Source organism: uncultured Paracoccus sp. (genome assembly GCF_937873615.1).
In the GTDB taxonomy this organism is placed as follows: Bacteria; Pseudomonadota; Alphaproteobacteria; order Rhodobacterales; family Rhodobacteraceae; genus Paracoccus.
This window is the reverse complement of sequence record NZ_CALMYP010000004.1, coordinates 43,424-66,339: the sequence shown is the minus strand read 5'-3', so window position 1 is coordinate 66,339 and position 22,916 is coordinate 43,424. Positions and strand designations below refer to the sequence as shown.

Here is a 22,916-nt window from a genome sequence, read left to right as displayed (position 1 = left end):
CTGCCGAAGACGGAGACAGTTTCGTGGACTTACCGCCCCGAAAGAGCGGTGGTCGTCGTGCAAAACACATCCGCATTGGAGGCATTGATGAAGCACCACGGTAAAATAACACCACCCGCGCCAGGCGAGGACGCCAGCCTGGACCAGAGCGTCCTGTCACGCCTTGCAGCGCTGAAGGCCCTGTCGGTCAGAGAACTGAAGGCTGAGTGGGAAACCCTGATGGGAAGCTCAGCGCCAAACAACAGCCGCACCTTTCTGGAAACCCGGATTGCCTATCGCATTCAGGAGCTGAGCTATGGCGGCCCCGATAGGGATACGCGCCGCATGCTGGATATGCTGGCCGATGAGGTCGAGGGCCATACCCGGCGCCAACACCAGATCGCGGATCCCCGCAACCCCGTGACCGGCACGAAGCTGCTGCGCGAATGGGACGGCGTCGAGCACACGGTCACCGTGCTGAAGGACGGCTTCGACTGGCAGGGCCGGAAATACAAATCGCTTTCGGCGGTGGCCCGCGCCATCACCGGGACGCGCTGGAATGGCTATCGCTTCTTCGGGCTGCGTGAGCGTAAGCGGGAGGACACATGATGGAAACTAACAGCCGCCCGAACCGTCGCCTGCGCTGCGCCATCTACACCCGCAAATCGAGTGAGGAAGGGCTGGAGCAGGAGTTCAACAGCCTCGATGCGCAGCGCGAGGCCTGTGAGTCCTATATCGCCAGCCAGCGCTCCGAAGGCTGGGCCTGTCTGCGCGAGCGCTATGATGATGGCGGGTTTTCCGGCGGCAATCTCGAACGGCCCGGCCTCCAGCAATTGCTGGCGGATGTCGAGGACGGGCTGATCGATGTGATCGTCGTCTACAAGATCGACCGCCTGAGCCGCTCACTGATGGATTTCTCCAAGCTGGTCGCGCTCTTTGACCGGCACGGCGTCACCTTCGTATCCGTGACGCAGAGCTTCAACACCACCACGTCGATGGGGCGTCTGACGCTGAACATCCTGCTGTCCTTCGCCCAGTTCGAACGCGAGGTCACCGCCGAAAGGATCCGCGACAAAGTCGCCGCTTCGAAGAAGAAGGGCATGTGGATGGGCGGCTATGTGCCCCTCGGATATGACGTAGTCGACCGCAAGCTGGTGGTGAACGAGGATGAAGCGGCGCGGGTCCATGGCATCTTCGAGCGGTTCGTCGAGCTTGGCTCCGCCACCGTGCTGGCGCGGGAGCTGCGCTGGGACGGTGTCCGCAACAAGCAGGGCACGCTGATCGACAAAGGCTATTTGTACCGGCTGCTGAGCAATCGAGTGTATCGAGGAGAAGTCGTCCACAAGGGCACGGCCTATCCCGGCGAGCACGAGGCCATCATCGGCAATGATCTCTGGGATCAGGCCCACGCCATCCTGCAGGAGAGCCCCCGCAAACGGGCCAATAACAGCCGGTCGCGGACGCCTGCGCTGCTGAAGGGTTTGATCTTCAGTGACAGCGGCGTGGCGATGACGCCCACCAGCACCAGAAAAGGTGCGAAGCTCTATCGCTATTATGTGTCGATGGACGTGATCAAGAACCGAGAGGCCGCAGATGACACTGCGCCGACGCGACTTGCGGCCGGCATGGTCGAGGACGCGGTCGTGACCGAGATCCGGCGCATCCTGCAAACACCGGAGATTGTCACGCAGGTCTTGTCTGCGCTCAAAACCAACGCTGCCGATATCTCCGAAGCCGACGCCTTGGGCGCACTGCACCAGTTCAGCGCGCTGTGGGCGCAGCTGTTTCCCGCCGAGCAGGCGCGGATCATCCAGCTGCTGGTCCAACGCGTCACTGTCACCGCCGCCGGGCTCGAAGTCGACATCCGCCGCGAAGGCGTCGCGGGCGTCATTCGCGAAATGATCGCGCCGCGCGACATGGAGGCCGCCGAATGACCCGAGCCAACGACACGATCCGCGTGCTGATCCCCCTGAAGCTGCGCAAGAAGAACGGGCGGCCTAAGATCATGCCGCCCGCCGATTACAGTCCGAGCGAGGATCAGGCGCAGGACCCGCACATCCTGCGCGCCATCGGCCGGGCATGGGGCTGGCGGCGGCGCATGGAGGCAGGCGAGTTCGCCACGATCCAGGAACTGGCCGAGGCCGTCGGTCTGGCCGAACGTCATGTCAGCCGTCAGCTGCGGTTGGCATATCTTGCACCGCAGGTGCTGAAGCGACTGACCTGCGGGCGAGAGGCGTCGGCGGTCAGCCTGTACGACTTGTGCTTTTTGGCGGGCGAGGCGTGGGCGGTACAGGTGGCGCGGGCAGTTGGCGACGGTGCAGCGAAATCGACGTGATCGGCCCTGACCTGCCGTTCAGTCCCTTGCCGATCGCCGCGGTGCAGCTTCACTAGGCCGGCCATTCGTCCATCGCGCAGCATCATCGGAGGATGAAGGTCGGCAGGGCGGACTTTTCTGCCGTTGTAGGAGCCATACAGTCGGAGTAGGATCGTGGACAACGGCTGTTACTAAGGCCGTCTCTGACAAACAGGAAGGATATTTTATGCGCTTTGTGTCAAGTATTGCGATAACTGTCGCATTAGCTTCGGCCGCGTCGGCGGACGTCTCGTTTTCGCTCGGCTTTGATACCGAAGACATGGCGATACGCACGATAGAATACGAATGCGACGAAGGGCAACCGTTCGTCGTGCACTATTTCACTTCAGAATCCGACGTGCTGGCACTGGTGCCAGTGGATGACGATCATCGTGTATTCGTCAACGTGGTCTCCGCCTCAGGCGCCCGTTACGTGTCTGGGCGGTACGAATGGTGGACAAAGGGTGAGAATGTCACGCTGACCGATACGATCAAGGAAGAGTCCCTGCTGCAATGCACACCAAACAATGAGTGAAGCTAGGAGACAAAGAGGCGCGGCGGGCATCAATAACTGGCTTGGTCCCGGCGTACTCATCAACGCCAGGACGGTCATTACGTAAAATGTCCGGGTTTCAATTAGCATCAGTTGGCGCCCTTCCGTTCCCCCTCACTCTTACACTCAACGAAACTTTTCACAATTTGAACCGCCCCGGCTTGCCCGGAGGGGCGTTTCGTTCAGCGCGGAAAGCTGGAATTGGCTCGAAGCGGTCATGCGCCGTCGCAGCAGTCTAGGCAAGCCTCCAGGACGGGGCATATGGCGCTCGCGGCCCGAACCTGCTGTTCGCCTGTGCCACCAACGCCGTGGCGCGGCTTCCCCAAACCGGCCATCTGTGGCACCGCGCAGCATAGTCCAGAGCCCCAAGGTCGGCAGTGCGGACAAAGCGCTAATTCGCTGCAGTTACTCGAACGACCGCTTCACGGTGAATCTAAATTCGTTCGGCAAAGCGCCTGATGCGTTGCACCAGGCGCCTCTTGTTCCTGTCACATCACGTTACTTGATGGCGAGGATGTCGAAGTTGTGGACGTTAGCGACCACACCGTCGTCCCACCCGCCAGCGACCAACTCCGCTGCCCGTTCGTTCAGCAGCCCGGCGACTTGACCGGCAAAGTGTGCTTCACGGCCAGCATTGTTGGTGAAGATGTCGAAGATTGCGAAGGATGTTTCGTCAATCTGCAGCGCCGCCCAGAACAATGTGCCGGGTTCGGTTTCTCCGACGATGGGACCAGCTGCGGTCAGCAAGGCTGCCAATTCCGGCCCTCTGCCGGGTGCTGCTTCGAGCGTGATGTACGTGGCTGTCGTGGCCGAGTAGAGATCAACCGGTTCCCTCATCGACAGGACATCGGAATTGTTGATATTCGCGACAACACCATCGTCCCAGCCCCCGGCGACCAGCGCATCGGCATTTTGGTTCAAAGCCGCGGCCACAGCGCCGGAGAAATGCGCATTGCGCGCTTCTTCATCCACGAAGATATCAAAGATCGCGAGCGTATCGTCGTCTTGTAAGGCAAACCAAAGCACGGTGCCCGGTTCGGTGTCCGCGACAATCGGGGCGGCTCCGGCCAGAAATTCGGCGAATGCTTTGGTCTGGCCTTCAGCAGCGGGCATGGCGATGTAGCTGGCAGTGTGATTTTCCATTGGGGTTTCCTGTGCGGCTGCAGATGTCGTGATCAAGGCCAAAGCGGCAAGTGTCTTGAGAATTTGGGCTTTCATGGTCGCCTCCTGATCGACAGGTCGTCGTGGTTGGTTTCGATGCACCCTTTTCCCATGCCGAATGCCTCAGGCACCAATCCCGAACTTCTATTCTTTGATAGACATGTGCTATGGTGAACCTCATGGCGGAAAGTGACGGAGACTGTGGCAGTGGAGATGAACCAGATCAGGTATTTTTTGGCTGTCTGCCAGCATCGCAACTTCACCCATGCCGCTAGCGCCTCAAATGTTTCCCAACCGTCCTTGACGACCGCGATCAAGAAACTTGAACACGAGCTCGGGGGTGATCTGTTTGTCAGGGACCGCGCGGGATGCAGGTTGACGGCACTCGGAAAACTCATGCAGCCAAGGCTACAGAAAGCGCATGACGAAACGCAGGCAGCTAAGGCAGAAGCCGTCCGCCACACGCGACTAGAGCGGGTTCCTATTTCTGTCGGTGTTGGCGAGACGATTGGTCACAACCGGATTTCAGCCGCCGTGGAACGCTTCCGTACACGATTGCCGCAAGCCGAAATAGAGTTGATCGTGGCGTCTGCCTCCAAGCTTCTGGCCGGATTGCGAGAGGGTGAATTTGACGTCGTTGTCACAGCGGCGACGGTCAGTGAAGACCTCTATCGAATAGACCAGCTCTATGACGAGTCCTACAAGGTTGTGGTGTCCAAGTCGCACCCGTTGTCTGAACGAGACGCTGTTTCTCTTTCGACACTCGCTGAAACTGACATGCTCGATCGACCCAATTGCGAAATGCGGGATGCGTTGCATCGGGCATGTGCAGACCAAGGTCTCGAACTCTACGCGGCCTATCGGTCAAATCGCGTGGATTGGTTAGTCGAACTCGCGCGGCAGGGATTAGGCGCGGTGATTTTGCCAACCACGGCAATTCCAGCAGACAGGGGCCTCGTTTCGATACCCATCGACGGCCTTGAAATTTCGCGAACTGTTTCTGCTCTTCGTTATCGGCACCAAACGACGAGGCCAGAGACAAATGATCTGATCCGTGAGATTGCGCGTGTGTAGGCGTAGTATCATTGATGGCCGACATTCGCGCATAGTGCAGTAACTGGTACTTTGGGCTCGGAGCGGTCATGCCGTGACGCAGCGGGTCGTGTGTCTGGCAGGCAGCGGCGGCCGTCGTTCCCGGCCCAAAGCGGCCTTCCATCCAGCACGCCGATGCCGCGCCGCAGCTTCACCAGACCGGCCATTCGTCCGTGATGCAGCATTTTCCGAGGACGAAGGTCCGCTGAGCGGGACAAAGCTGCCTCCCGGTGTTAATGCCCTGAGGCTCCGACACCGCTGATGAGACACAAGATGACGATCACGCACCAAGATGAACTGGAAGGCTTAAAGAAGATTGGCCGGATTGTCGCCAACACCATGCATTCCATGGCAGCGGCCATGGAGCCCGGCATGACAACGCGCGAGCTCGACAGCATCGGCCACGAGTTGCTGGAACGGGAGGGAGCCGTCTCGGCACCTCAGGCCACGTATGATTTTCCGGGCACGACTTGCATCAGCGTCAACGAGGAGATCGCCCATGGCATCCCCGGCGAGCGTAGGCTTGCAACCGGGGATCTGGTCAACATCGACGTGTCCGCGTCTTTCAATGGCTACTTTGCTGACACCGGGGCGACCTTTGGCCTCGGCCCGCTTCAAACGTCCCTTGACCAGCTCTGTCGCGACGGAAAGCGCGCCATGCAGATCGGCATCGCGCAGGTCGGGCATGACAAGCCGCTGGCCGGGATCGGCAAAGCCATCGGCACCTTCGCCACCAAGCGCGGCTATACACTGATCCGGAACCTGGCCAGCCACGGAATTGGCAAAGCTCTGCATGAGGCTCCCGAAGAGGTTCCGACCTGGCCTACCAAGGGAGACAAGCGCCGGATGCACAACGGCCTCGTGCTGACCGTTGAGCCGTTCCTTTCGCGCGGCGGAAGGTGGGCAACGTCAGGCGCCGATGACGATTGGACCCTCTACAGCGAGCCAGCCGCGCCAGTTGTACAATATGAGCATACCGTTGTGGCGACCCGTCGCGGCGCAATCATCGTCACGTTGCCGGGCTGACGTGTGACCGGCAGCTAAGGGCTCACTGCCGACCTTCGCTGCAGATGCACCCCGAAAAATATTGTGCGTTGGCCCCGAGCGGCCGCTTTGATCAGCTTGTCAATTTTGGTTTGCGGGCGCAGCGAACGGCCGCAATCCGCCCGTTGCGACCGCGGGCCTCTTGACCAGCTTCCCGCTGACATGCGCACGATCTCGCACAACCACGCCGCCTTCGGGTGTCTCTGTTCGCACCGAGAGCACACGAACCTGCTTCAACTGCGGCGCATTTTGATTTCGCCAACATGCTGAAATCGCGTGATCTTTTAAATCCGTCTCGATTTTGGTGAAGGGCGGATGGAAAGAGACGCGGGGCGTTCAGAGACCGATCTCGCGCGGCAGGCCAGTCTCCAAAGGGCGGGTGGTCCTTGCAAACCCCTTTGGCACATAAAGAAAAAGGCCCCGCGAGGGACCTGTTTTCGGGTTTGCAATGTGCAAGTGGCGGACGGTGAGGGATTCGAACCCTCGAGACGGTTCCCCGCCTACACACTTTCCAGGCGTGCGCCTTCGACCACTCGGCCAACCGTCCGTGCCGCGCTAGTTAGCCGCTTCAACGGCGCTCTGCAAGGCTCAGAGTTTGGAAATGCGGTCCTGCAGCGCGGCGAGTTGGCGGCGGATCTCGTCCATGTCGCGCTTGTCGTCGGTGCCGGCTTCCTCGGCGTCGTCTTCGGCATCGGGCGCGGGTCCCGAGGCACCGCCGCGCCAGCCGCCCATCATCGCCTTCAGGAAGCTCTGCTGCTGGCGCTGCAACTGCTCGAAACCCGGCATCTTCGACATCGGGCTGGAGGAGGACATCGCCGCCATGTTCTCCATGATCTTCGACTGGCCTTCGCGCAGCATCTCGAAGCTGGCAGCAAGGAATTGCGGCACCACGGTCTGCGCCTGGCTGGTATAGCTGCGCACCAGATCGGTCAGCACATCGACCGGCAGCACGCTTTCGCCCCGGCTTTCATGTTCGGCGATGATCTGCAGAAGATATTGCCGGGTCAGGTCGTCGCCGGTCTTCAGATCGACGATCTTCACCTCGCGGCCTTCATGGACGAAGCGCGCAATGTCTTCGAGCGTGACATAATCGCTGGTTTCGGTGTTATACAGTCGCCGGCTGGCGTAACGCTTGATCAGCAATGGCGCGGCGGCATCGGTCGTGGCCATCGGGCTACCTCGTTAATGCATTCGCAGCATTCTGCGTCCAATCCGCAGCAATTGCAAAGAAAAAGGGGCGGTGCCATGCACCACCCCTTTCCGCTCGATCGAAGCGAGATCAGGCCTTGGCGGCCGTGGTCGCTTTCTTGACAGCGTCCTGGGCCTGCTTGGTGGCCTTTTCAGCGGTCTTCTGGGCGTCGTCGGCCAGATCCTTGCCGGCGGCCATCATCAGGTCGACGGTTTCCATCTGCAGCTTCTTCGCCACTTCGGCGAAAGCCGACATATGTTCGGCAGCGGTTTCAGCCGAAGCCGAAGCGAAATCCGAGAACGCTTTCGCATAGGCCGAAGCGTCGTCTTTCTTGGCGGTCAGTTCGCCAACGCGGGCGATGGTGTCCTTGGCCCACTGGGCCGAAATCTCGGTCGAACGCTCGGCAGCCGAGAGGGCCACTTTCGACAGTTTCTCGTTCAGCGCCGACTGGGTCTTGAACGCATCCTGCATCGAGGAGGTGTCGACCGGGAAGTTCGCCATCAGGTCTTGCATGGTCTTGGTGAAATCGGGGGCCTTGGCCATATGTCTTCTCCTTGTTTGGCAGCTTGAGAGGGGAGGAGCGCTGCCGGTTCAAACGATACGGTCTAAATAGATGCTGCGGCGCAGCATTGCAACCATAATTTCTGCATTGCAGCAAAAATTCGCCGAAAGCCCCCTGCCCCGGATCGACTGCCCCGGATCAGCGCCCCTCAGTGACGCTCATGGACATAGCTGCCGGGCGCCGGGCCGAAGCCTTCCTCGGGCTGGCGCGCCGGAACCATGTCACCGGACCGCTCGGCCAGCCAGGCCTCCCATGTCGGCCACCAACTGCCGGCGGCGAATTTCGACCCCTCGCGCCAGGCATCCGGGCCATGGGCGAAGTCGCTGCTGCCGGTGTAATGGCCGTATTTCTTCTTCGAGGGCGGGTTCACGATCCCGGCGATATGGCCCGATTCCGACAGGATGAAACGCTTGTCCTTCGAGGCCATCTGCGCCACGCCGCGCCAGCTGTATTTCCACGGCGCGATATGGTCGGTCTCGCAGCCGATGGCGCAAAGCGGCAGGGTGACATCCTTGACCGAGACATTGTGGCCATGCACCGGGAAACCGTCGCCGATCAGCAGGTTCTGCTGACAGAGGCCGCGCAGGTAATCCACCGTCATCTTGCCGGGCAGGTTGGTGGCATCGCCGTTCCAATAGAGCAGATCGAAGGCCGGCGGCGCCTCGCCCATCATGTAGGACCGGATCGCCGGCCCCCAGACCAGATCGTTGGCGCGCAGGAAGCTCATGGTGCGGGTCATCAGTTGCGAGGCGAAGATGCCGTTGCGGGCAACCTCGGCAGTGATCCCCTCGACGAAATCGTCCTGCAGGAAGGGGGTGAATTCGCCCTGCTCGCTGAAATCGGTCAGCGTGGTGAAGAAGGTCGCTGACTCGACCCGGTCATCGCCGCGCTGCGCCATCAGCCCCAGCGTCAGCGTCAGCGTCGTGCCGCCGATGCAATAGCCGACCGCGTTCAGCTTCGGCTGGGCGGTGATCTCCTCGACCGCATCCATGGCCGAAAGATAGGCGCTGACATAATCCTCCAGGCTGGTCTCGGCATAGCTGGCATCGGGGTTCTTCCAGGAGACCACGAAAAGCGTATAGCCCTGATCCACGATCCAGCGAATCATGCTGTTCTCGGGTTTCAGGTCGAGAATGTAGAACTTGTTGATCCAGGGCGGGAACAGCACGATCGGCGTGGCATGGACCGATTCGGTCGAGGGCGAGAACTGGATCAGCTCGTAAAGCGGGGCCTGACGCACGACCCGGCCCGGCGCGGTGCCGATATTCTCGCCCACCGCGAAGGCGCTGCGGTCGGCCAGCGACACCACCAGCTCGCCGCCATTGGTTTCGACATCGCGCACCAGGTTTTCCAGCCCCTTGACCAGGCTTTCGCCCTCGGTCTCCAGCGCGCGCTCGATGGCATCGGGATTGGTGGCGAAGAAATTCGTCGGCGCGAACATGTCGATGATCTGGTTGGTCAGCCAGCCCAGCCGGTGCTGATCGACCTCGCTGGCCATGTCCAGCCCCGCCGCCGCCTCGCGCATCGCCTGGGCGTTGATCTGATACTGGGTCTTGACCAGGTTGAAATAGGGGTGGCTCTGCCAGAGCGGGTTCTTGAAGCGCTTGTCCTTTTCCGGCTCTTCATCCGCAGGTGCGGTCAGCTTGCCCTTGGCCAGTTGCGACTGCATCTCTGCGTAATGGGCGAAGGTGGCGCCCCAGAATTTCACCTGCTGCTCCAGAATGCGGGCCGGCTGTTCGGCCCACATCTTGGCCATCGCCATGCCGGCATTCACCATCAGATCGGCACCCGGCCCTTCGACACCGGGATCGTGCATCGGCCGGCGCGACAGCGCGGCGGCAAGCCTTTGGGTGAGCGATTCGATCCGCTCCAGGTTCTCGGTCATCTGGCCGGTCGCGCGCGGCTTCGCACCGTTTTCACCGGCAGCCTGTTCGGGACCAGCGGCAACCGTGCTTGCCCGGGCCGCATCACGCGCCAGATCATTGGCAGCCGAAGCCAGCGTCGGCGTCGCAGCCTCAGCCGGCTTGGCGCGCGCGACGGGCGCTGCTTTTGCCGCGGGCTTGGTGGCCGGTTTGGCAACGCGACGTGCAGGCTTTGCTGCCGATTTCGGCTTTGCAGCTGCCGTCTTCGGGGCCTTGGCCGACGCGGCTTTTGCGGCCTTGGTCACATCTGCGCCCGCCGCAGCCTTGGACCGCGCAGGCGCTTTTCGCGCGGGCTTCTCGGTCACCTTGCCTGTCGCAGTCTTGTCGGCCTTCATCTGCGCCGCTTCATTCTGCACTGCAGCATTCGCGCCACGGGCCGGAGATTTCCGCGTGTCCTTGCTTGCCATGACCGTTCATCCCCCCTACTGTTGCCACCTGATCTTAGCCTTCCGGGCAGGTTTGAAAAAGGGGCTGTTTCCATCAGGAAACGTGTAAATCTATAGACGTGAACGGGGTAAGAATGGGCAAGCAACCGCTGAAGGGGCTGATCTCCTATGATATGATGGAGACGATGCGCAACACCAGTGAATGGATGGGTGCCTCGGCGCGCGCCATTGCCTCCTACCCGGCCTTCGCCATGATCCCGCATCCGATGTTCCGCGTCATGAGCGCCTGGGGCCGGGTCACCGAACGCAGCTTCGCGCGCATGGTCATCAAGCCCGACTGGAATATTCCGCCCATCGCCGGACCCGACGGTCAGGACCACATCGTCTATATCGAGCCTGAGATTAAGCGCGATTTCGGCGATCTCGTGCATTTCCGCGTCGCCCGCCGCGAGCCCCTGGCGCGCAAGATCCTGCTGGTCGCGCCGATGTCGGGCCATTACGCGACGCTGCTGCGCTCGACCGTGAGCTCGCTTCTGCCCGATGCCGAGGTTTATGTCACCGATTGGCACAATGCCCGCGACATCCCGGTCTCCAAGGGCAAGTTCGATATCGAGGATTACACCCAGTATCTCGTCGATTTCATGCGCCATCTCGGCCCGGACATCAACGTGATCGCGGTCTGTCAGCCGGCACCCCTGGCGCTTGCCGCGACCGCGCTTCTGGCCGAGGAAGACCCCAAGGCCCAGCCCCGCACCCTGACCCTGATCGGCGGCCCCATCGACCCCGATGCGGCAGCGACCGAGGTCACCGATTTCGGCAACCGCATGACCATGGGAGAGCTGGAATATCTCGTGATCCAGCAGGTCGGCTTCAAATACAAGGGCGCCGGTCGCATGGTCTATCCGGGCCTTGCGCAGCTGTCCTCGTTCATCGCCATGAATGCCGACACCCATGCCAAGGCCTTCATCGACAAGATCTTCGCCGAGGCGCGCCATGTCGGCTCGGAAGGCGACAAGCACAACAAGTTCTACGACGAATATCTGGCGGTGATGGACATGACCGCCGAATTCTACCTCTCGACGGTCGAGCGCATCTTCAAGGGCCTCGAAATCGCCCAGAACCGCTTCACCGTGAACGGCAAGCCGGTCGATCTGGGCAAGATCAAGGATGTTGCCGTCTTCACCGTCGAGGGCGCGAATGACGACATCTCTGCCCCCGGCCAATGCGTCGCCGCGCTCGACATGCTGACCGGGCTTGATGCCAGCAAGAAGCAGCAGCATCTCGAACCCGGCGCCGGCCATTACGGCATCTTCGCCGGCAAGAGCTGGCGGCTGAACATCCGCCCCATCGTGCTCGACTTCATCGACGACAATGCCGGCGGCGAGGTCCGGCCCCATCGTCGCCGTGCCAAGGCCAGCAACAACAATGTCGACGCGCCTGTCATCAACAGCAGCCGGATGCCGGTCTGACGACAGCACGCCAAGCCGGGCCAGCCTGAGCCGCTGCCCGGCAGAGCATCTGACTGACCTGCCAAATCCGGTATGGCACCGGCTTTCCGGCGGATTGGCTGTCCGAATATCTCAGAACGCAGGGCAGAACCACCAAAGTGAGGCGTGAAGTTTCGCCCTCACCCCATCCGTTCCGACGCATAGCTTCCCGGCGAAGCCGGAAACACCACCGTCCGGTTGCTGTTCAGAAACACGCGGTGATGGATATGGGCGTGGATGGCGCGCGCCAGCACCTGCGCCTCGACATCTCGGCCAAGCGAGACATAATCCGCCGGCGATTGCGCATGGGTGACGCGCACGGTGTCCTGCTCGATGATCGGGCCCTCGTCCAGATCGGCGGTCACATAATGCGCCGTCGCCCCGATCAGCTTCACCCCGCGCTCATAGGCCTGCTTGTAAGGGTTCGCGCCCTTGAAGCTGGGCAGGAAGCTGTGGTGGATATTGATGATCCGCCCCGACATTTCGCGGCAGAGCCGGTCCGAGAGGATCTGCATATAGCGCGCCAGCACCACCAGTTCCGCCCCGGTCTCCTTGATGACGTCCATCAGCCGCGCCTCGGCCTCGGGCTTCGTGTCCTTCGTCACCTTGATGTGGTGGAAGGGGATGTCGTGGTTCACCACCAGCTTCTGATAGGTCAGATGGTTCGAAACCACACCGACGATCTCGATCGGCAGCGCGCCGATGCGCCAGCGATAGAGGATGTCGTTCAGGCAATGCCCGAAGCTCGACACCATCAGCAGCACCCGCATCGGCCGGGTGGCGTCGTGAATGGCGGCCTCCATCTCGAAACTTTCCGCCACCGGGGCAAAGCCCGCGCGCAAGGCCTCGATCCCGTGGTCGTCCGTGTCACGAAAACTGATCCGCATGAAGAAGCGCCCGGATTCGAGATCGTCGAACTGGGCCGAGTCGGTGATGTTGCAGCCGTTTGCCGCCAGAAAGCCCGAAATCGCCGCGACGATCCCGCGACGGGTCGGGCAGGTGACGGTCAGGACCAGATCGGACATGAGGCTCTCCACGATTATGCGGCCGCGTTCACCGCTGCCCGGGGTGCGATTGCAGAAATGGATCGGCGCGGGTCAGATCTGCTTTTCGGGCATCTGCACGACCAGACCGTCAAGCGCATCGCTGACTTTCAACTGGCAGGTCAGGCGCGAACGCGCGGGGTCCGGCTCAAAGGCGAAATCCAGCATGTCCTCTTCCATCGGGTCCTTCGCCGGCAGGCGGTCCACCCATTCTGGGGCGACATAGACATGACAGGTCGAGCAGGCGCAGGCGCCGCCGCAATCGGCCTCGATCCCCGGAATGCCATTGTCGCGGGCGCCTTCCATGACCGTCATGCCGGTCTTGACCTCGACCTCATGGGCGGTGCCGTTATGCTCGATATAGGTGATCCTGGCCATGACGTTCTCCTGTATTTGCGGAAGGAAATAGGTCATTCGGCAGGCAAAGGAAAGGGCGGGACCGAAGCCCCGCCCGCCTTGCCGTTCCAGATGTCGCGACCCGATCAGTCGGCGACCGAGATGGCGACGAATTGCGGCTCGCCGCCGCGACGGATCATCAGCAGGATCGACTTGCGGCCGGCCTCGCGGGCCTCCTTGATGCGGTCGTCGAAATCGCTGACCGAGGTCACCGGCTGCTGGCCGGCCTCGGTGATGACATCGCCCGGCGACAGGCCCTTGTCGGCGGCATCCGAATCCGGCGCAACTTCGCGCAGGACCAGCCCCTCCTGCCCCTCGTCGAGGCCCAGTTCCACCGCCAGTTCGGGCGTCAGCGCCTGCAGTTTCATCCCCAGCAACTCATCGCCGGCACCGCTGGCCTGCGGCGCATTGCCGCCATCCGCGGCACCGCCCTCGGCGGTCTCGCGCCGGCCAAGGGTCACGGCGATATCCTGGGGCTTGCCGTCGCGCAGCACGGTCACATCCACCGCCTCGCCGATCGGGGCCTGGGCCACGCGGGCCACCAGATCGCGGTCGTCCTCGATCTCATTGCCGGCGAAATCGAGGATGACATCGCCGGGACGAATGCCGGCCTCGCCCGCGGGTCCGTCGAAAACATCGGTCACCATGGCGCCGCGATCATTCTCCAACCCCAGCGATTCCGCGATCTCGGGCGTCACCCGCTGGATCTTCACGCCCAGCCAGCCGCGCCGGGTCTCGCCGAAATCGCGCAACTGGTCGACCACATTGGTCACCACGTTCGACGCCATCGAGAAACCGATCCCGATGGAGCCGCCATTGGGCGACAGGATCGCCGTGTTCACGCCGATCACCTCGCCATCCATATTGAACAGCGGGCCGCCCGAATTGCCCCGGTTGATCGAGGCATCGGTCTGGATGAAATCGTCATAAGTGCCGGTGAGCGCTCGGCCGCGCGCCGAAACGATCCCGGTCGAGGCCGAGAAGCCCTGCCCCAGCGGGTTGCCGAGCGCCAGCACCCAATCGCCCACCCGGGCATCATCGCTGTTGCCGAAGCCGACGAAGGGCAGATCGTTCGCATCGACCTTCAGCAGCGCGATATCGGTCTGCTTGTCGGTGCCCACGACCGTGGCCGAGCGGCGGGCGCCGTCCTTGAACTCGATCTCGATCTCGTCCGCGCCCTCGATGACGTGGTTGTTGGTGACGATGAAGCCGTCATCCGAAATCACGAAGCCCGAGCCGAGCGCATTGGCGCGCTGCGGCGAACGCTGCTGCTGCTGACCGAAGGGGTTGTTCTGCCCCGGCGCCGGCATCCCGAATTCGCGGAACAGGTCCGAGAAGGGGCTGCCTTCGGGGAACATCGGATTGGTCGGCTGCTCGATCACCGAGGTGGTGTTGATATTGACCACCGCCGGCGAGACCTTCTCGACCAGATCGGCGAAGCTGTCGGGCATGACCTGCTGGCGCCGCGCGGCGCTGTCGGGCGCGGTCAGCGGGGCATCGGCGCTGTTGGCGGCGGGGGCCGCTTCCTGTGCGGTGACGGGCAGCGCGCCCAGGGTCAGTGCCGCAATCGAAGCGGTCGCCATAAAACGAGTGACTGGATTGCGCATCCAATGATCCTTTCCATTTTTCGCGCGGGGGCTGATCCTCCGACCGGAAAGCCGGCTTGCCCAAGGCAACAAATGCCAGATAGGGCTTCGTTGCAATTAAATCACGTTCAGCTTCGATGAACTCATTGTGACTTGCCCATGGCGCCATGAAAAAGGGCGGCCGAAGCCGCCCCTTTGTTCTCAATTCGTGGCCGGTGCCGCCGGCTCCGGCTGGGCCTCCTCGGCTGCGGGTTCCTCCGCAGGCGCGGGTTCCGCCGCATCCGCTGCCGGGGCATCGCCCGACAGGGCCTCGCTGGCGGTGGGCATCGGGCTTTCATCGGCGGTTTCACCGATCCCTGCCCCCGGCTCGCTGTCCCAGGGCATCTCGATGGGGCGCGGCACGACGGCGCTTTCCGGCTGGATCGGGGCCGCTGCCGGGTCGGCACCCTGAGCAAGCTCGGGTTCCGGCAGATCCTCGACCGGGGTCAAAGGCTGCGCCTCGGCGGCACCATCGCGGCCCATATAGCTGAAGAAATCGCCGTTCGGCGGCACGACCAGTTGCGAATTGCCGGCTTTCAGCGACTTCTCGTAGGCTTCCAGCGAACGGGTGAAGGCGAAGAATTCCGGGTCCAGCTGATAGGCTTCGGCATAGATGGCGTTACGCGCGGCATCGGCCTCGCCTCGGATGATCTCGGCGCTGCGGCGCGCGTCCGAGGTCAGCTCGACCTGGGTCCGGTCGGCGGCGGCGCGGACCCGGCGGGCGGCCTCGTTCCCGCGCGCGATCAGGTCGGCGGCCTCGCGCTCGCGCTCGCGGCGCATCCGGTTGAAGGTCTCGGTCAGGTTCTGCGCCGGCAGGTCGGTCCGGGTCAGGCGCACGTCGATGATCTCGACGCCAAGGCCTTCCGATTCGACCCGCACCTCGTCGCGGATCGCGTTCATCAGCGAGGTCCGGTCATCCGACAGGATCGCCGTCGAGGGCACGCCACCCAGCACGACCCGGATCGCGTCCTGCACGATCGGATCGAGCCGGCGCATCGCCGCCTCCTCGCCATCGGGGCCGACAGCCTGACGGAAGCGGACCACATCGACGATCCGCCAGCGGGCGAAGGCATCGACGATGACCCGGCGCCGGTCGAGCGGGTTGATTTCCAAGGGCGAGGTCTGCAGCCCCAGCATCCGGTCGTCATAGCGCACAACATCGTCAAGAAGCGGCATCTTGAGGCCCAGACCGGGGGTTTCCTTCACCGTCACGACGCGGCCAAGGCGCAGCACAAGCGCCTTCTCGCGCTCATCGACGATATAGACCGACATGGCGACGACGACACCGGCGACGACCAGGGCGGGAATGGCCAGCGTGGCAAGTAGGTTTCTGCGAGCCATCAGTTGCCCCCGTTCGTCGTCGTGGTGGTGGATGCGTCCATGCCTTCATCCGGCAGGGCCGTGGCCGCGCCGGACCGGCGCAGCTGATCGAGCGGCAGATAGGGCACCACGCCCTCGCCCGCCGAGGGGTCGATGATGACCTTGTCGACGCTGCCGAGCACGCGCTCCATGGTTTCCAGATACATGCGCTTGCGGGTCACTTCCGGGGCGCGGGCATATTCGGCATAGACCGACTTGAAGCGCGCCGATTCACCCTGGGCGTCGTTGACCGACTGGGCGCGATAGGCCTCGGCCTCCTCGACCAGAGCCGCCGCTTCACCGCGCGCGGCGGCAAGGACGCGGTTGGCATAGGCGTCGGCTTCCAGTTCCAGCGCATCGCGGCGCTGCTCGGCGGCCTGAACTTCGCGGACGCTGTCCAGCACCTCGGTCGGGGCGTCGACATTGCGCAGGTTGACGCGCACGACATTGATCCCGGACTGATAGCTGTCCATGGTCCGCTGCACGGCCCGGCCCAGTTCCTCGGCAATGGCGCCGAGATCGCGGTTCAGGATCGGCGACATTTCCGAACGCGCCACGATGTCGCGCATCGAGGATTCGGCCACCGCCCGCATCGTCCCCGACGGATCGGCGAGGTTGAACAGGAACTGTTCCGGGTCCGAGATATTCCAGACCACCTGATATTCCATATCGACGATATTCTGGTCGCGGGTCAGCATCAGCCCGGTATCGGCGGCGACGATATCGCCCGGCCCCTTGCGGCTGGTATCGACCTGATCGGTGCCCAGATCGGTGACGCGTTCGCCGGTGACCTGCACGATTTCCTTGGTCACCACCGGCCAGGGGGCGAAGTTCAGACCCGGCTCGCCGGTGCCGATGGCACGGCCGAACAGGAACTCGACCGAGCGTTCCTCGGGCCGGACGGTATAGAAACTGGCCAGGGCCCAGGCGCCGATGGCGATCAGACCGCCAACGACCAGTGCCCGGCGGTCAAGACGGAAGCCACCGCCGCCGCTGCCGCCCGGACGGCGCGGACGCCCCCCGCCAGAGCCGCCGCGCCCGCCCATGAGCACGCGCAGCCGGTCCTGGCCCTTGCGCATCAGATCCTCGATTTCGGGCATCTCGCCCTGCGGACGCTGGCCGGGACGGCGCGGCGGTTCGGGGCGTTGCCCGCCCTGATCGCCACCCTGACCCCAGGGGCGCTGACCGCCGCGCGGCGGCTCGTTGCCGCCCTTGTCGCCGTCATCGCCGCCGTTTCCACCGCTGCCGCCACCCCAGGGGCCTTGTGCCATCGAATTGCCTCTTCCTGTTTCGTCTTTCGTCATTGTGCCTGAAACTGGGGGCCAGACCGGGAATGTCAAGCGTTACCGCCGCTTCCCGACCCCTGCCCCTAGCCCTCGGGCCGCTCGTGCCGACGTGTCGGCATGCGCATGGTCACCAGTTCCTCGGCCAGGGTCGGATGGACCGCCACCGCCTGATCGAACTGTTCCTTGGTCGCGCCCATGGTGATTGGAATCGCTGCCATCTGGATCAACTCGCCCGCCTCCGGTCCGAATATCTGGCAGCCCACGACCCTGCGGGTTTCCTCGTCCACCATCAGCTTCATCATCACCCGCGCGTCGGACCCCGCGAAAAGCGAGCGCATGGGCCGGAAGCGGGCGTCATAGACCTCGATCCGGCCATGGCGGATGGCCTCGTCCTCGGTCATGCCGATGGTGCCGATCTCGTGCGGGCGCAGGTAAACGGCGCTGGCGACAAGGCCGTGATCCATGAAATGCGGCTTGCCGCCGAAGACGGTATCGGCAAAGTCGTGCCCCTCGCGGATCGCGACCGGCGTCAGGTTCACGCGGTCGGTCACATCGCCCACCGCGAAGATCGAGGGCACATTGGTCTGCGACCACTGATCGACAAGGATCCTGCCATTGTCGCCGGTCCTGACCCCGGCGGCCTCCAGCCCCAGCCCCTTGGTATAGGGTGCCCGGCCAGTGGCGAACATGACCTGGTCGAAGCGATCATTGCTGCCATCGGCGAAATGGACGCGGATGCCTTCGCCGTCCTGTTCCAGCCGGGTCGGCGTGGTTTGCAGCCGGACATCTATGCCGATCTCGGCCAGTTGCTCGCTTGCCATGATGCGCAGGTCGTCGTCGAAGCCGCGCAGCACCTTGTCACCGCGATAGGACAGCACCGTCTCGACGCCGAGGCCCTGGAAGATGGTGGCGAATTCGCAGGCGATGAATCCGCCGCCGACGACCAGCACCCGGCCCGGCAGGTGCTCCATCAGGAACATGTCGTCCGAGATCATGCCCAGTTCCTCGCCGGGGATGCCGGGCCGCTGCGGGCGGCCGCCCACGGCGATCAGGATATGCTTGGCGCTGATCCGGGTGCCATCGGCCAGTTCGACCTCATGCGGGCCGACAAGCTGCGCCCGCTGGTGAAAGACGACCCCGCCCGCAGCCTCGATGCCGCTGGTATAGGCGCGCTCCAGCCGGTTCAGTTCGGTATCGAGCTTGCCCTTGAACGCATCCCAGCTGAACGCCCCGGCGCTTGCTTCGGGCCAGCCATAGCCGCGCGCCTCGGCGGCGGCGGCGGGCGCGGTCGAGGCGAAGATCATCAGCTTCTTCGGCACGCAGCCCCGGATCACGCAGGTGCCGCCCATCCGGCTTTCCTCGGCCAGGGCCACGCGGGCGCCATGGGTCGCGGCGATGCGCCCGGCCCGGACCCCGCCCGAGCCGCCGCCGATGACGAAAAGATCGTAATCGAAGCTCATTCCTCGGCCTCCTGTTCGGGGCGCAATTCGACCGCCGAACCATCGGGCTTGCCGATGATGGCCAGATCGCAGATGCCCAGAAACAGCCCGTTCTCGACCACGCCCGGCAGCGCGTTCAGCCCCGCCGAGAGCGCCGCCGGATCGGGGATCGCCTGCAGCGACAGATCGAGGATGAAATTCCCCTCATCGGTGCGCAGCGGCAAATCGTCGCGCTTGCGCAAAACGATCGGTCGCCCCGACAGGTCGAGCCGGTCGAGCAGGCGCGAGATCAACTCCTTCGTCGTCTGCCAGCCGAAGGGAATGACCTCGACCGGCAAATGAAAGGCGCCGAGCACTTCTACCACCTTGCTGCCATCGGCCATGACCACCATCCGGTCCGAGGCGCAGGCCACGATCTTCTCGCGCAGCAGCGCCGCACCGCCGCCCTTGATCAGGTTCAGATCGGGGTCAAGTTCGTCGGCACCGTCAATGGTCAGGTCGAGCCAGCCGATCTCGTCCAGTGCCTCGATCTTGATCCCAAGGCTTTCGGCCAGATCGGCAGTCGCCTTGCTGGTCGAGGCGCAGCGCAGCCGCAACCCCTCGGCCTGCACCCGTTCGGCCAGCCGGCGCACCATGAAAGCGGCGGTCGAGCCGGTGCCGAGGCCCACGCGCATCCCGTCCTCGACAAGCGCCACGGCGGCGCGGGCGGCGGCATCCTTGGCGGCATCTGCGGGCGAAAGTTCAGTCATGGCATTGGTCCTTCATGCGCATCCATTCCGAAGCGTGCCCTGTCTAGCCTGCCCCGCCCCCAATAGACAGCGCCAATTCGCCCGAGGCGGTCACAGATGCGCGCCCGATTGCGCGACCCGCGCGGCTGCAATAGACCATGGCCATGAAGGATCTGTCCCAATTCGCCGTCATCGTCACCGCCGCCGGGCGCGGCACCCGCATGGGCGGGGCACCGAAGCAATGGCGCGATCTCGGCGGGCAAAGCGTGCTGGCGCGTTCCATCGCCGCCTTCGCCGCCTTCCCGCGCGTGATCGTGGTGCTGAACCCCGAGGATATGGATCGCGGGGTCGAAGAACTTGCCGGCCCCGTCGTGCTGGTCGCCGGGGGAAAGACCCGCTCGGACAGCGTGCGCGCCGCGCTGGAAACGCTCGATGGCAGCGGTTTTACCCATGTGCTGATCCATGACGCCGCCCGGCCCCTGGTGTCGCCCGGGGTCATCATGGGCGTGATCCTGGCCCTGCAGGCCGGTGCCGTGGCGGCCGCGCCCGGCGTGCCGGTCTCGGACGCGCTCTGGCGTGGCGAAGGCGGGCTGGTGACGGGACTGCAGCCCCGCGACGGGCTTTACCGCGCCCAGACCCCGCAGGGCTTCCGTCTGGACGCCATCCTCGCCGCCCATCGCGCCCATCCCGAAGGTGCCGCCGACGATGTCGAACTGGCCCGCCGCGCCGGGCATGAGGTTGCCATCACCCCCGGCTCGGACGACAATCTGAAACTCACCTACGGGCCGGATTTCGACCGCGCCCGCCGCATTCTGGGGACAGGCATGGATATTCGCCTTGGCAACGGTTTCGACGTGCACGCCTTCGAGCCCGGCGATCACGTCACGCTTTGCGGCGTGGAGGTGGCGCATGACCGGGCCTTGAAGGGCCATTCCGATGCCGATGTCGGCATGCATGCCCTGACCGACGCCATCTATGGCGCGCTGGCAGAGGGCGATATCGGCCGGCATTTCCCGCCTTCGGAGCCGCAATGGAAAGGGGCGGCCAGCGAGATCTTCCTGCGCCACGCCGCCGATCTGGCCCGCGCCCGCGGCTTTGCCATCGGCAATGCCGATGTGACGCTGATCTGCGAAGCGCCGAAGATCGGCCCCCATGCTGAGGCCATGCAGGACCGGCTGGCCGCGATTATCGGGATCGCGGCGGACCGCATCTCGGTCAAGGCCACCACCTCGGAAAAGCTCGGCTTCACCGGCCGGGGCGAGGGCATCGCCGCCATCGCCACCGCCACGCTGATCAAGGAGTAGACCATGCATCGACTGATCGCCACCTGGTTCGGTGCCGGCGACATGAAGCCCGCGCCGGGGACCTGGGGTTCCGCCGTCGCCGTGGCACTTGGCGTCGTCATCCACTGGATCGGCAGCTTTCCCCTGCTGGCGCTGGCGACCGTCGCGGTCACCGCGCTCGGCTTCTGGGCGGTGTCGCATTACACCGCCGGGATGGAAGACCCCGACCGCTCAGAGATCGTCATCGACGAGGTCGCCGGGCAATGGCTGGCGCTGCTGTTCCCGTCCTACGGCTTCTGGCATGCCGGGCTGCCCTCGACCGATTTTCCCTGGCCGGGCTGGCTCGCGGCCTTCCTGTTCTTCCGCCTTTTCGACATCTGGAAACCCTCGATCATCGGCCGCGCCGACCGCGAGGGCGGCACCATGGGGGTGATGATGGACGACCTCTGGGCCGGGGTCTTCGCCGGCATCTCGGTGATGATCTGCGCCGGAATCTATCACGGGTTGATCGCATGAGCCTTGCGGCACAGGTGCTGGACGCCGCCCGCCGGCAGGGGGTGACGATCGCCAGTGCCGAAAGCTGCACCGGCGGGCTGGTCGCCGGCGCGCTGACCGAGGTGGCGGGGTCCTCGGATGTGTTCGACCGTGGCTTTGTCACCTATTCCAACGCCGCCAAGCAGCAGATGCTGGGCGTGCGCGCCGAAACACTCGATGAATACGGTGCCGTCAGCGAGGCAACCGCCTCCGAGATGGCCACCGGCGCGCTTGCCCATTCCGGGGCGGGGCTGGCGGTCTCGATCACCGGCATCGCCGGACCGGGCGGATCCGAGCACAAGCCCGAAGGCCGGGTCTGCTTCGGCATTGCCGACACATCAGGCACGAAGACCGAGACCGTCGAATTCGGTGCCATCGGCCGCGACCGGGTGCGCGCCGCCTCGGTCGAACATGCCCTGAACCTGCTGCTGGCCGCGCTGCGAAGGCGATAGCGGGCAACGAAAAAGGGCGCGACCCGAAGGCCGCGCCCGATGATCTTTTTTCAGGCTCAGCGCGCGGATTCGCGCATCACCTCGCCCTTCGGCGAGACCACGATCACCACTTCCTCGCCCTGCGGGTTCAGGGCTTCGATGGTGATGCCACGGCCGGGGGTCGGGGCGATGGCGCCAAGCTCGGTATAACCGGCAGCCTCGACCGCGCTGCGAAGCGAGGCCTCGTCGATGGGCGCGGGCGGCGTGGCGGCACCCTCGCGCGGCCCCATCTGGGCGCCCTCACGGGGGGCCATCTGACCCTCGCGCGGTCTCATCTGGCCGCGATCCCCACGCTCGCCACGCATCATGCCATGCTCGCCGCCTCGGCCCTTGCCGCGCTGTTCGGCGTGATCGCCGCCGCGATCCCCCATGCCGCGCTTGCCCTGGTTGCCCCGGTCGCCGCGCTCGCCCATGTTCATGCCCATATCGCGCTTGCCATGATCGCCCCGCATGAACTGGGTCAACTCGCCCTCGGCATCGAAACCGATACGCACCTTATCGCCCGAGGCGTCCTGGCCACTGACCATGACCGCCCCCCCACGGGTGCCGATGGCGTTCAACTCGGTGATTTCCCCCAGGATCGGATTGGCGCGGGCGGTTTCCGGCAACAGCGCGTCGATTACCGATTGCGGCAGGGCCGAACCTTCGGCGGTGCGAATGCCCATCAACTGACCATCCGAATTCACCATGGCCTGAAAATCCTTGCCGCTTTCGGTCAGGCTGCCCTGAACGAACATCCCGCCGCGACGGCCCTGGCTGCTTTCGACATCGGCGAAGGCATCGCCCTGAAGGATCTCGGGGATCGTCACCGCCGGCGCGGGCGCGGCCTCGGTGGTGGCTTCGGGCGCGGCCTCGGGCGTTGCCGGCGCCGTCTGGGCAAAGGCCAGACCGCCCCCCAGAACACCCATCAGACCAAGTGCGAGAACGGAGGTTTTCAACTTGCTGCTCATTTGGTTTTTCCTTTCCAAACTCCGGTGGGGCGACATCAGAGCCAACCCCGGATG

The 22,916-nt window shown here is 64.0% G+C and carries 23 protein-coding genes and 1 tRNA gene; 11 read left to right on the top strand and 13 right to left on the bottom strand.

Annotated features, from left to right (window positions below):
• Positions 1-87 precede the first annotated feature (87 nt).
• The 4 genes from Q0330_RS01145 to Q0330_RS01130 all read left to right on the top strand — a co-directional run bounded on the left by Q0330_RS01145 (position 88) and on the right by Q0330_RS01130 (position 2,867).
• Positions 88-588: a DUF2924 domain-containing protein gene (locus Q0330_RS01145; protein WP_299473129.1), complete on the top strand. Its 501-nt coding sequence runs from the start codon at positions 88-90 to the stop codon at positions 586-588.
• On the top strand, positions 588-1,913 hold the full coding sequence (locus Q0330_RS01140) for a recombinase family protein (protein WP_299473374.1): 1,326 nt from the start codon (positions 588-590) through the stop codon (positions 1,911-1,913). The genes Q0330_RS01145 and Q0330_RS01140 overlap by 1 nt, the downstream gene beginning before the upstream one ends.
• A complete protein-coding gene (locus tag Q0330_RS01135; RefSeq protein ID WP_299473127.1) occupies positions 1,910-2,314 on the top strand; it encodes a hypothetical protein in 405 nt (134 codons plus the stop codon). The genes Q0330_RS01140 and Q0330_RS01135 overlap by 4 nt, the downstream gene beginning before the upstream one ends.
• A 205-nt stretch (positions 2,315-2,519) precedes the next feature.
• Positions 2,520-2,867 (top strand): MliC family protein, encoded by a 348-nt coding sequence (locus Q0330_RS01130; RefSeq protein ID WP_299473125.1) that lies wholly within the window; start codon positions 2,520-2,522, stop codon positions 2,865-2,867.
• A gap of 516 nt (positions 2,868-3,383) precedes the next feature.
• Here the strand turns inward: Q0330_RS01130 and Q0330_RS01125 are convergent.
• Positions 3,384-4,103, bottom strand: a complete 720-nt coding sequence (locus tag Q0330_RS01125; RefSeq protein WP_299473123.1) for a hypothetical protein — start codon at positions 4,101-4,103, stop codon at positions 3,384-3,386.
• A 156-nt stretch (positions 4,104-4,259) separates the two neighbouring features.
• On the opposite strand from Q0330_RS01125, the gene Q0330_RS01120 reads away from it, so the two are divergent.
• Both Q0330_RS01120 and map read left to right on the top strand, forming a co-directional pair.
• Entirely contained in the window at positions 4,260-5,120 is an 861-nt protein-coding gene (locus Q0330_RS01120) for a LysR family transcriptional regulator (RefSeq protein WP_299473121.1), read from the top strand.
• Between the two features lie 291 nt (positions 5,121-5,411).
• Positions 5,412-6,164: a type I methionyl aminopeptidase gene (map, locus tag Q0330_RS01115; protein WP_271114228.1), complete on the top strand. Its 753-nt coding sequence runs from the start codon at positions 5,412-5,414 to the stop codon at positions 6,162-6,164.
• A gap of 475 nt (positions 6,165-6,639) precedes the next feature.
• Here the strand turns inward: map and Q0330_RS01110 are convergent.
• The 4 genes from Q0330_RS01110 to phaC form a co-directional block, all read right to left on the bottom strand.
• Positions 6,640-6,729 (bottom strand) — tRNA-Ser (locus tag Q0330_RS01110).
• Positions 6,730-6,770: 41 nt separating this feature from the next.
• Entirely contained in the window at positions 6,771-7,352 is a 582-nt protein-coding gene (gene phaR, locus Q0330_RS01105; RefSeq protein ID WP_299473117.1) for a polyhydroxyalkanoate synthesis repressor PhaR, read from the bottom strand.
• 109 nt (positions 7,353-7,461) lie between these two features.
• On the bottom strand, positions 7,462-7,914 hold the full coding sequence (locus Q0330_RS01100; RefSeq protein WP_299473115.1) for a Phasin: 453 nt from the start codon (positions 7,912-7,914) through the stop codon (positions 7,462-7,464).
• Positions 7,915-8,081: 167 nt separating this feature from the next.
• Entirely contained in the window at positions 8,082-9,818 is a 1,737-nt protein-coding gene (gene phaC / locus Q0330_RS01095; RefSeq protein WP_299473113.1) for a class I poly(R)-hydroxyalkanoic acid synthase, read from the bottom strand.
• Between the two features lie 97 nt (positions 9,819-9,915).
• On the opposite strand from phaC, the gene Q0330_RS01090 reads away from it, so the two are divergent.
• Positions 9,916-10,350 carry a hypothetical protein gene (locus tag Q0330_RS01090; RefSeq protein WP_299473111.1) on the top strand — a complete coding sequence of 145 codons (435 nt, stop codon included), beginning with the start codon at positions 9,916-9,918 and terminating at the stop codon, positions 10,348-10,350.
• A gap of 40 nt (positions 10,351-10,390) precedes the next feature.
• Positions 10,391-11,710, top strand: a complete 1,320-nt coding sequence (gene phaZ / locus Q0330_RS01085; protein WP_299473371.1) for a polyhydroxyalkanoate depolymerase — start codon at positions 10,391-10,393, stop codon at positions 11,708-11,710.
• A 158-nt stretch (positions 11,711-11,868) separates the two neighbouring features.
• On the opposite strand, the gene purU is transcribed toward phaZ, so the two are convergent.
• The 7 genes from purU to rpiA all read right to left on the bottom strand — a co-directional run bounded on the left by purU (position 11,869) and on the right by rpiA (position 19,625).
• Positions 11,869-12,753 (bottom strand): formyltetrahydrofolate deformylase, encoded by an 885-nt coding sequence (gene purU / locus Q0330_RS01080; protein ID WP_299473109.1) that lies wholly within the window; start codon positions 12,751-12,753, stop codon positions 11,869-11,871.
• A gap of 72 nt (positions 12,754-12,825) precedes the next feature.
• The gene (locus Q0330_RS01075; RefSeq protein ID WP_299473107.1) at positions 12,826-13,149 is read right to left on the bottom strand and encodes a 2Fe-2S iron-sulfur cluster-binding protein; all 324 of its coding nucleotides are present in this window, start codon (positions 13,147-13,149) and stop codon (positions 12,826-12,828) included.
• A 104-nt stretch (positions 13,150-13,253) separates the two neighbouring features.
• Positions 13,254-14,774, bottom strand: coding sequence for a Do family serine endopeptidase (locus tag Q0330_RS01070; protein ID WP_299473105.1), 1,521 nt, complete (start codon positions 14,772-14,774; stop codon positions 13,254-13,256).
• A 180-nt stretch (positions 14,775-14,954) separates the two neighbouring features.
• Positions 14,955-16,064: a protease modulator HflC gene (locus Q0330_RS01065; RefSeq protein ID WP_299473367.1), complete on the bottom strand. Its 1,110-nt coding sequence runs from the start codon at positions 16,062-16,064 to the stop codon at positions 14,955-14,957.
• A 68-nt stretch (positions 16,065-16,132) separates the two neighbouring features.
• A complete protein-coding gene (hflK, locus tag Q0330_RS01060) occupies positions 16,133-17,422 on the bottom strand; it encodes an FtsH protease activity modulator HflK (RefSeq protein ID WP_299473103.1) in 1,290 nt (429 codons plus the stop codon).
• Positions 17,423-17,520: 98 nt separating this feature from the next.
• Positions 17,521-18,897, bottom strand: a complete 1,377-nt coding sequence (gene gorA, locus Q0330_RS01055) for a glutathione-disulfide reductase (protein ID WP_299473101.1) — start codon at positions 18,895-18,897, stop codon at positions 17,521-17,523.
• Positions 18,894-19,625, bottom strand: a complete 732-nt coding sequence (gene rpiA / locus Q0330_RS01050) for a ribose-5-phosphate isomerase RpiA (RefSeq protein ID WP_299473099.1) — start codon at positions 19,623-19,625, stop codon at positions 18,894-18,896. Before rpiA ends, gorA begins: the two co-directional genes overlap by 4 nt.
• Positions 19,626-19,768: 143 nt before the next feature.
• Here rpiA and Q0330_RS01045 point away from each other — a divergent pair, with 143 nt between their 5' ends.
• The 3 genes from Q0330_RS01045 to Q0330_RS01035 are packed head-to-tail and all read left to right on the top strand — an operon-like array spanning position 19,769 to position 21,873.
• Complete coding sequence (locus Q0330_RS01045) at positions 19,769-20,908, top strand: bifunctional 2-C-methyl-D-erythritol 4-phosphate cytidylyltransferase/2-C-methyl-D-erythritol 2,4-cyclodiphosphate synthase (protein WP_299473097.1); 1,140 nt, start codon at positions 19,769-19,771, stop codon at positions 20,906-20,908.
• Between the two features lie 3 nt (positions 20,909-20,911).
• Positions 20,912-21,403 carry a phosphatidylglycerophosphatase A gene (locus tag Q0330_RS01040; RefSeq protein WP_299473095.1) on the top strand — a complete coding sequence of 164 codons (492 nt, stop codon included), beginning with the start codon at positions 20,912-20,914 and terminating at the stop codon, positions 21,401-21,403.
• Positions 21,400-21,873 carry a CinA family protein gene (locus tag Q0330_RS01035; RefSeq protein ID WP_299473093.1) on the top strand — a complete coding sequence of 158 codons (474 nt, stop codon included), beginning with the start codon at positions 21,400-21,402 and terminating at the stop codon, positions 21,871-21,873. Before Q0330_RS01040 ends, Q0330_RS01035 begins: the two co-directional genes overlap by 4 nt.
• 56 nt (positions 21,874-21,929) lie before the next feature.
• On the opposite strand, the gene Q0330_RS01030 is transcribed toward Q0330_RS01035, so the two are convergent.
• On the bottom strand, positions 21,930-22,862 hold the full coding sequence (locus Q0330_RS01030) for a hypothetical protein (RefSeq protein ID WP_299473091.1): 933 nt from the start codon (positions 22,860-22,862) through the stop codon (positions 21,930-21,932).
• Between the last annotated feature and the right edge of the window lie 54 nt (positions 22,863-22,916).

Coding starts and splice junctions, on each gene's coding strand:
- rpiA (WP_299473099.1), bottom strand. CDS start 19,625: ATGACTGAACTTTCGCCCGCAGATGCCGCCAAGGATGCCGCCGCCCGC.
- Q0330_RS01045 (WP_299473097.1), top strand. CDS start 19,769: ATGAAGGATCTGTCCCAATTCGCCGTCATCGTCACCGCCGCCGGGCGC.
- Q0330_RS01065 (WP_299473367.1), bottom strand. CDS start 16,064: ATGTCGGTCTATATCGTCGATGAGCGCGAGAAGGCGCTTGTGCTGCGC.
- Q0330_RS01120 (WP_299473121.1), top strand. CDS start 4,260: ATGAACCAGATCAGGTATTTTTTGGCTGTCTGCCAGCATCGCAACTTC.
- hflK (WP_299473103.1), bottom strand. CDS start 17,422: ATGGCACAAGGCCCCTGGGGTGGCGGCAGCGGTGGAAACGGCGGCGAT.
- map (WP_271114228.1), top strand. CDS start 5,412: ATGACGATCACGCACCAAGATGAACTGGAAGGCTTAAAGAAGATTGGC.
- Q0330_RS01145 (WP_299473129.1), top strand. CDS start 88: ATGAAGCACCACGGTAAAATAACACCACCCGCGCCAGGCGAGGACGCC.
- Q0330_RS01130 (WP_299473125.1), top strand. CDS start 2,520: ATGCGCTTTGTGTCAAGTATTGCGATAACTGTCGCATTAGCTTCGGCC.
- Q0330_RS01100 (WP_299473115.1), bottom strand. CDS start 7,914: ATGGCCAAGGCCCCCGATTTCACCAAGACCATGCAAGACCTGATGGCG.
- gorA (WP_299473101.1), bottom strand. CDS start 18,897: ATGAGCTTCGATTACGATCTTTTCGTCATCGGCGGCGGCTCGGGCGGG.
- Q0330_RS01035 (WP_299473093.1), top strand. CDS start 21,400: ATGAGCCTTGCGGCACAGGTGCTGGACGCCGCCCGCCGGCAGGGGGTG.
- Q0330_RS01125 (WP_299473123.1), bottom strand. CDS start 4,103: ATGAAAGCCCAAATTCTCAAGACACTTGCCGCTTTGGCCTTGATCACG.
- Q0330_RS01070 (WP_299473105.1), bottom strand. CDS start 14,774: ATGCGCAATCCAGTCACTCGTTTTATGGCGACCGCTTCGATTGCGGCA.
- phaC (WP_299473113.1), bottom strand. CDS start 9,818: ATGACCGAGAACCTGGAGCGGATCGAATCGCTCACCCAAAGGCTTGCC.
- Q0330_RS01075 (WP_299473107.1), bottom strand. CDS start 13,149: ATGGCCAGGATCACCTATATCGAGCATAACGGCACCGCCCATGAGGTC.
- Q0330_RS01140 (WP_299473374.1), top strand. CDS start 588: ATGGAAACTAACAGCCGCCCGAACCGTCGCCTGCGCTGCGCCATCTAC.
- Q0330_RS01030 (WP_299473091.1), bottom strand. CDS start 22,862: ATGAGCAGCAAGTTGAAAACCTCCGTTCTCGCACTTGGTCTGATGGGT.
- phaR (WP_299473117.1), bottom strand. CDS start 7,352: ATGGCCACGACCGATGCCGCCGCGCCATTGCTGATCAAGCGTTACGCC.
- Q0330_RS01135 (WP_299473127.1), top strand. CDS start 1,910: ATGACCCGAGCCAACGACACGATCCGCGTGCTGATCCCCCTGAAGCTG.
- Q0330_RS01040 (WP_299473095.1), top strand. CDS start 20,912: ATGCATCGACTGATCGCCACCTGGTTCGGTGCCGGCGACATGAAGCCC.
- purU (WP_299473109.1), bottom strand. CDS start 12,753: ATGTCCGATCTGGTCCTGACCGTCACCTGCCCGACCCGTCGCGGGATC.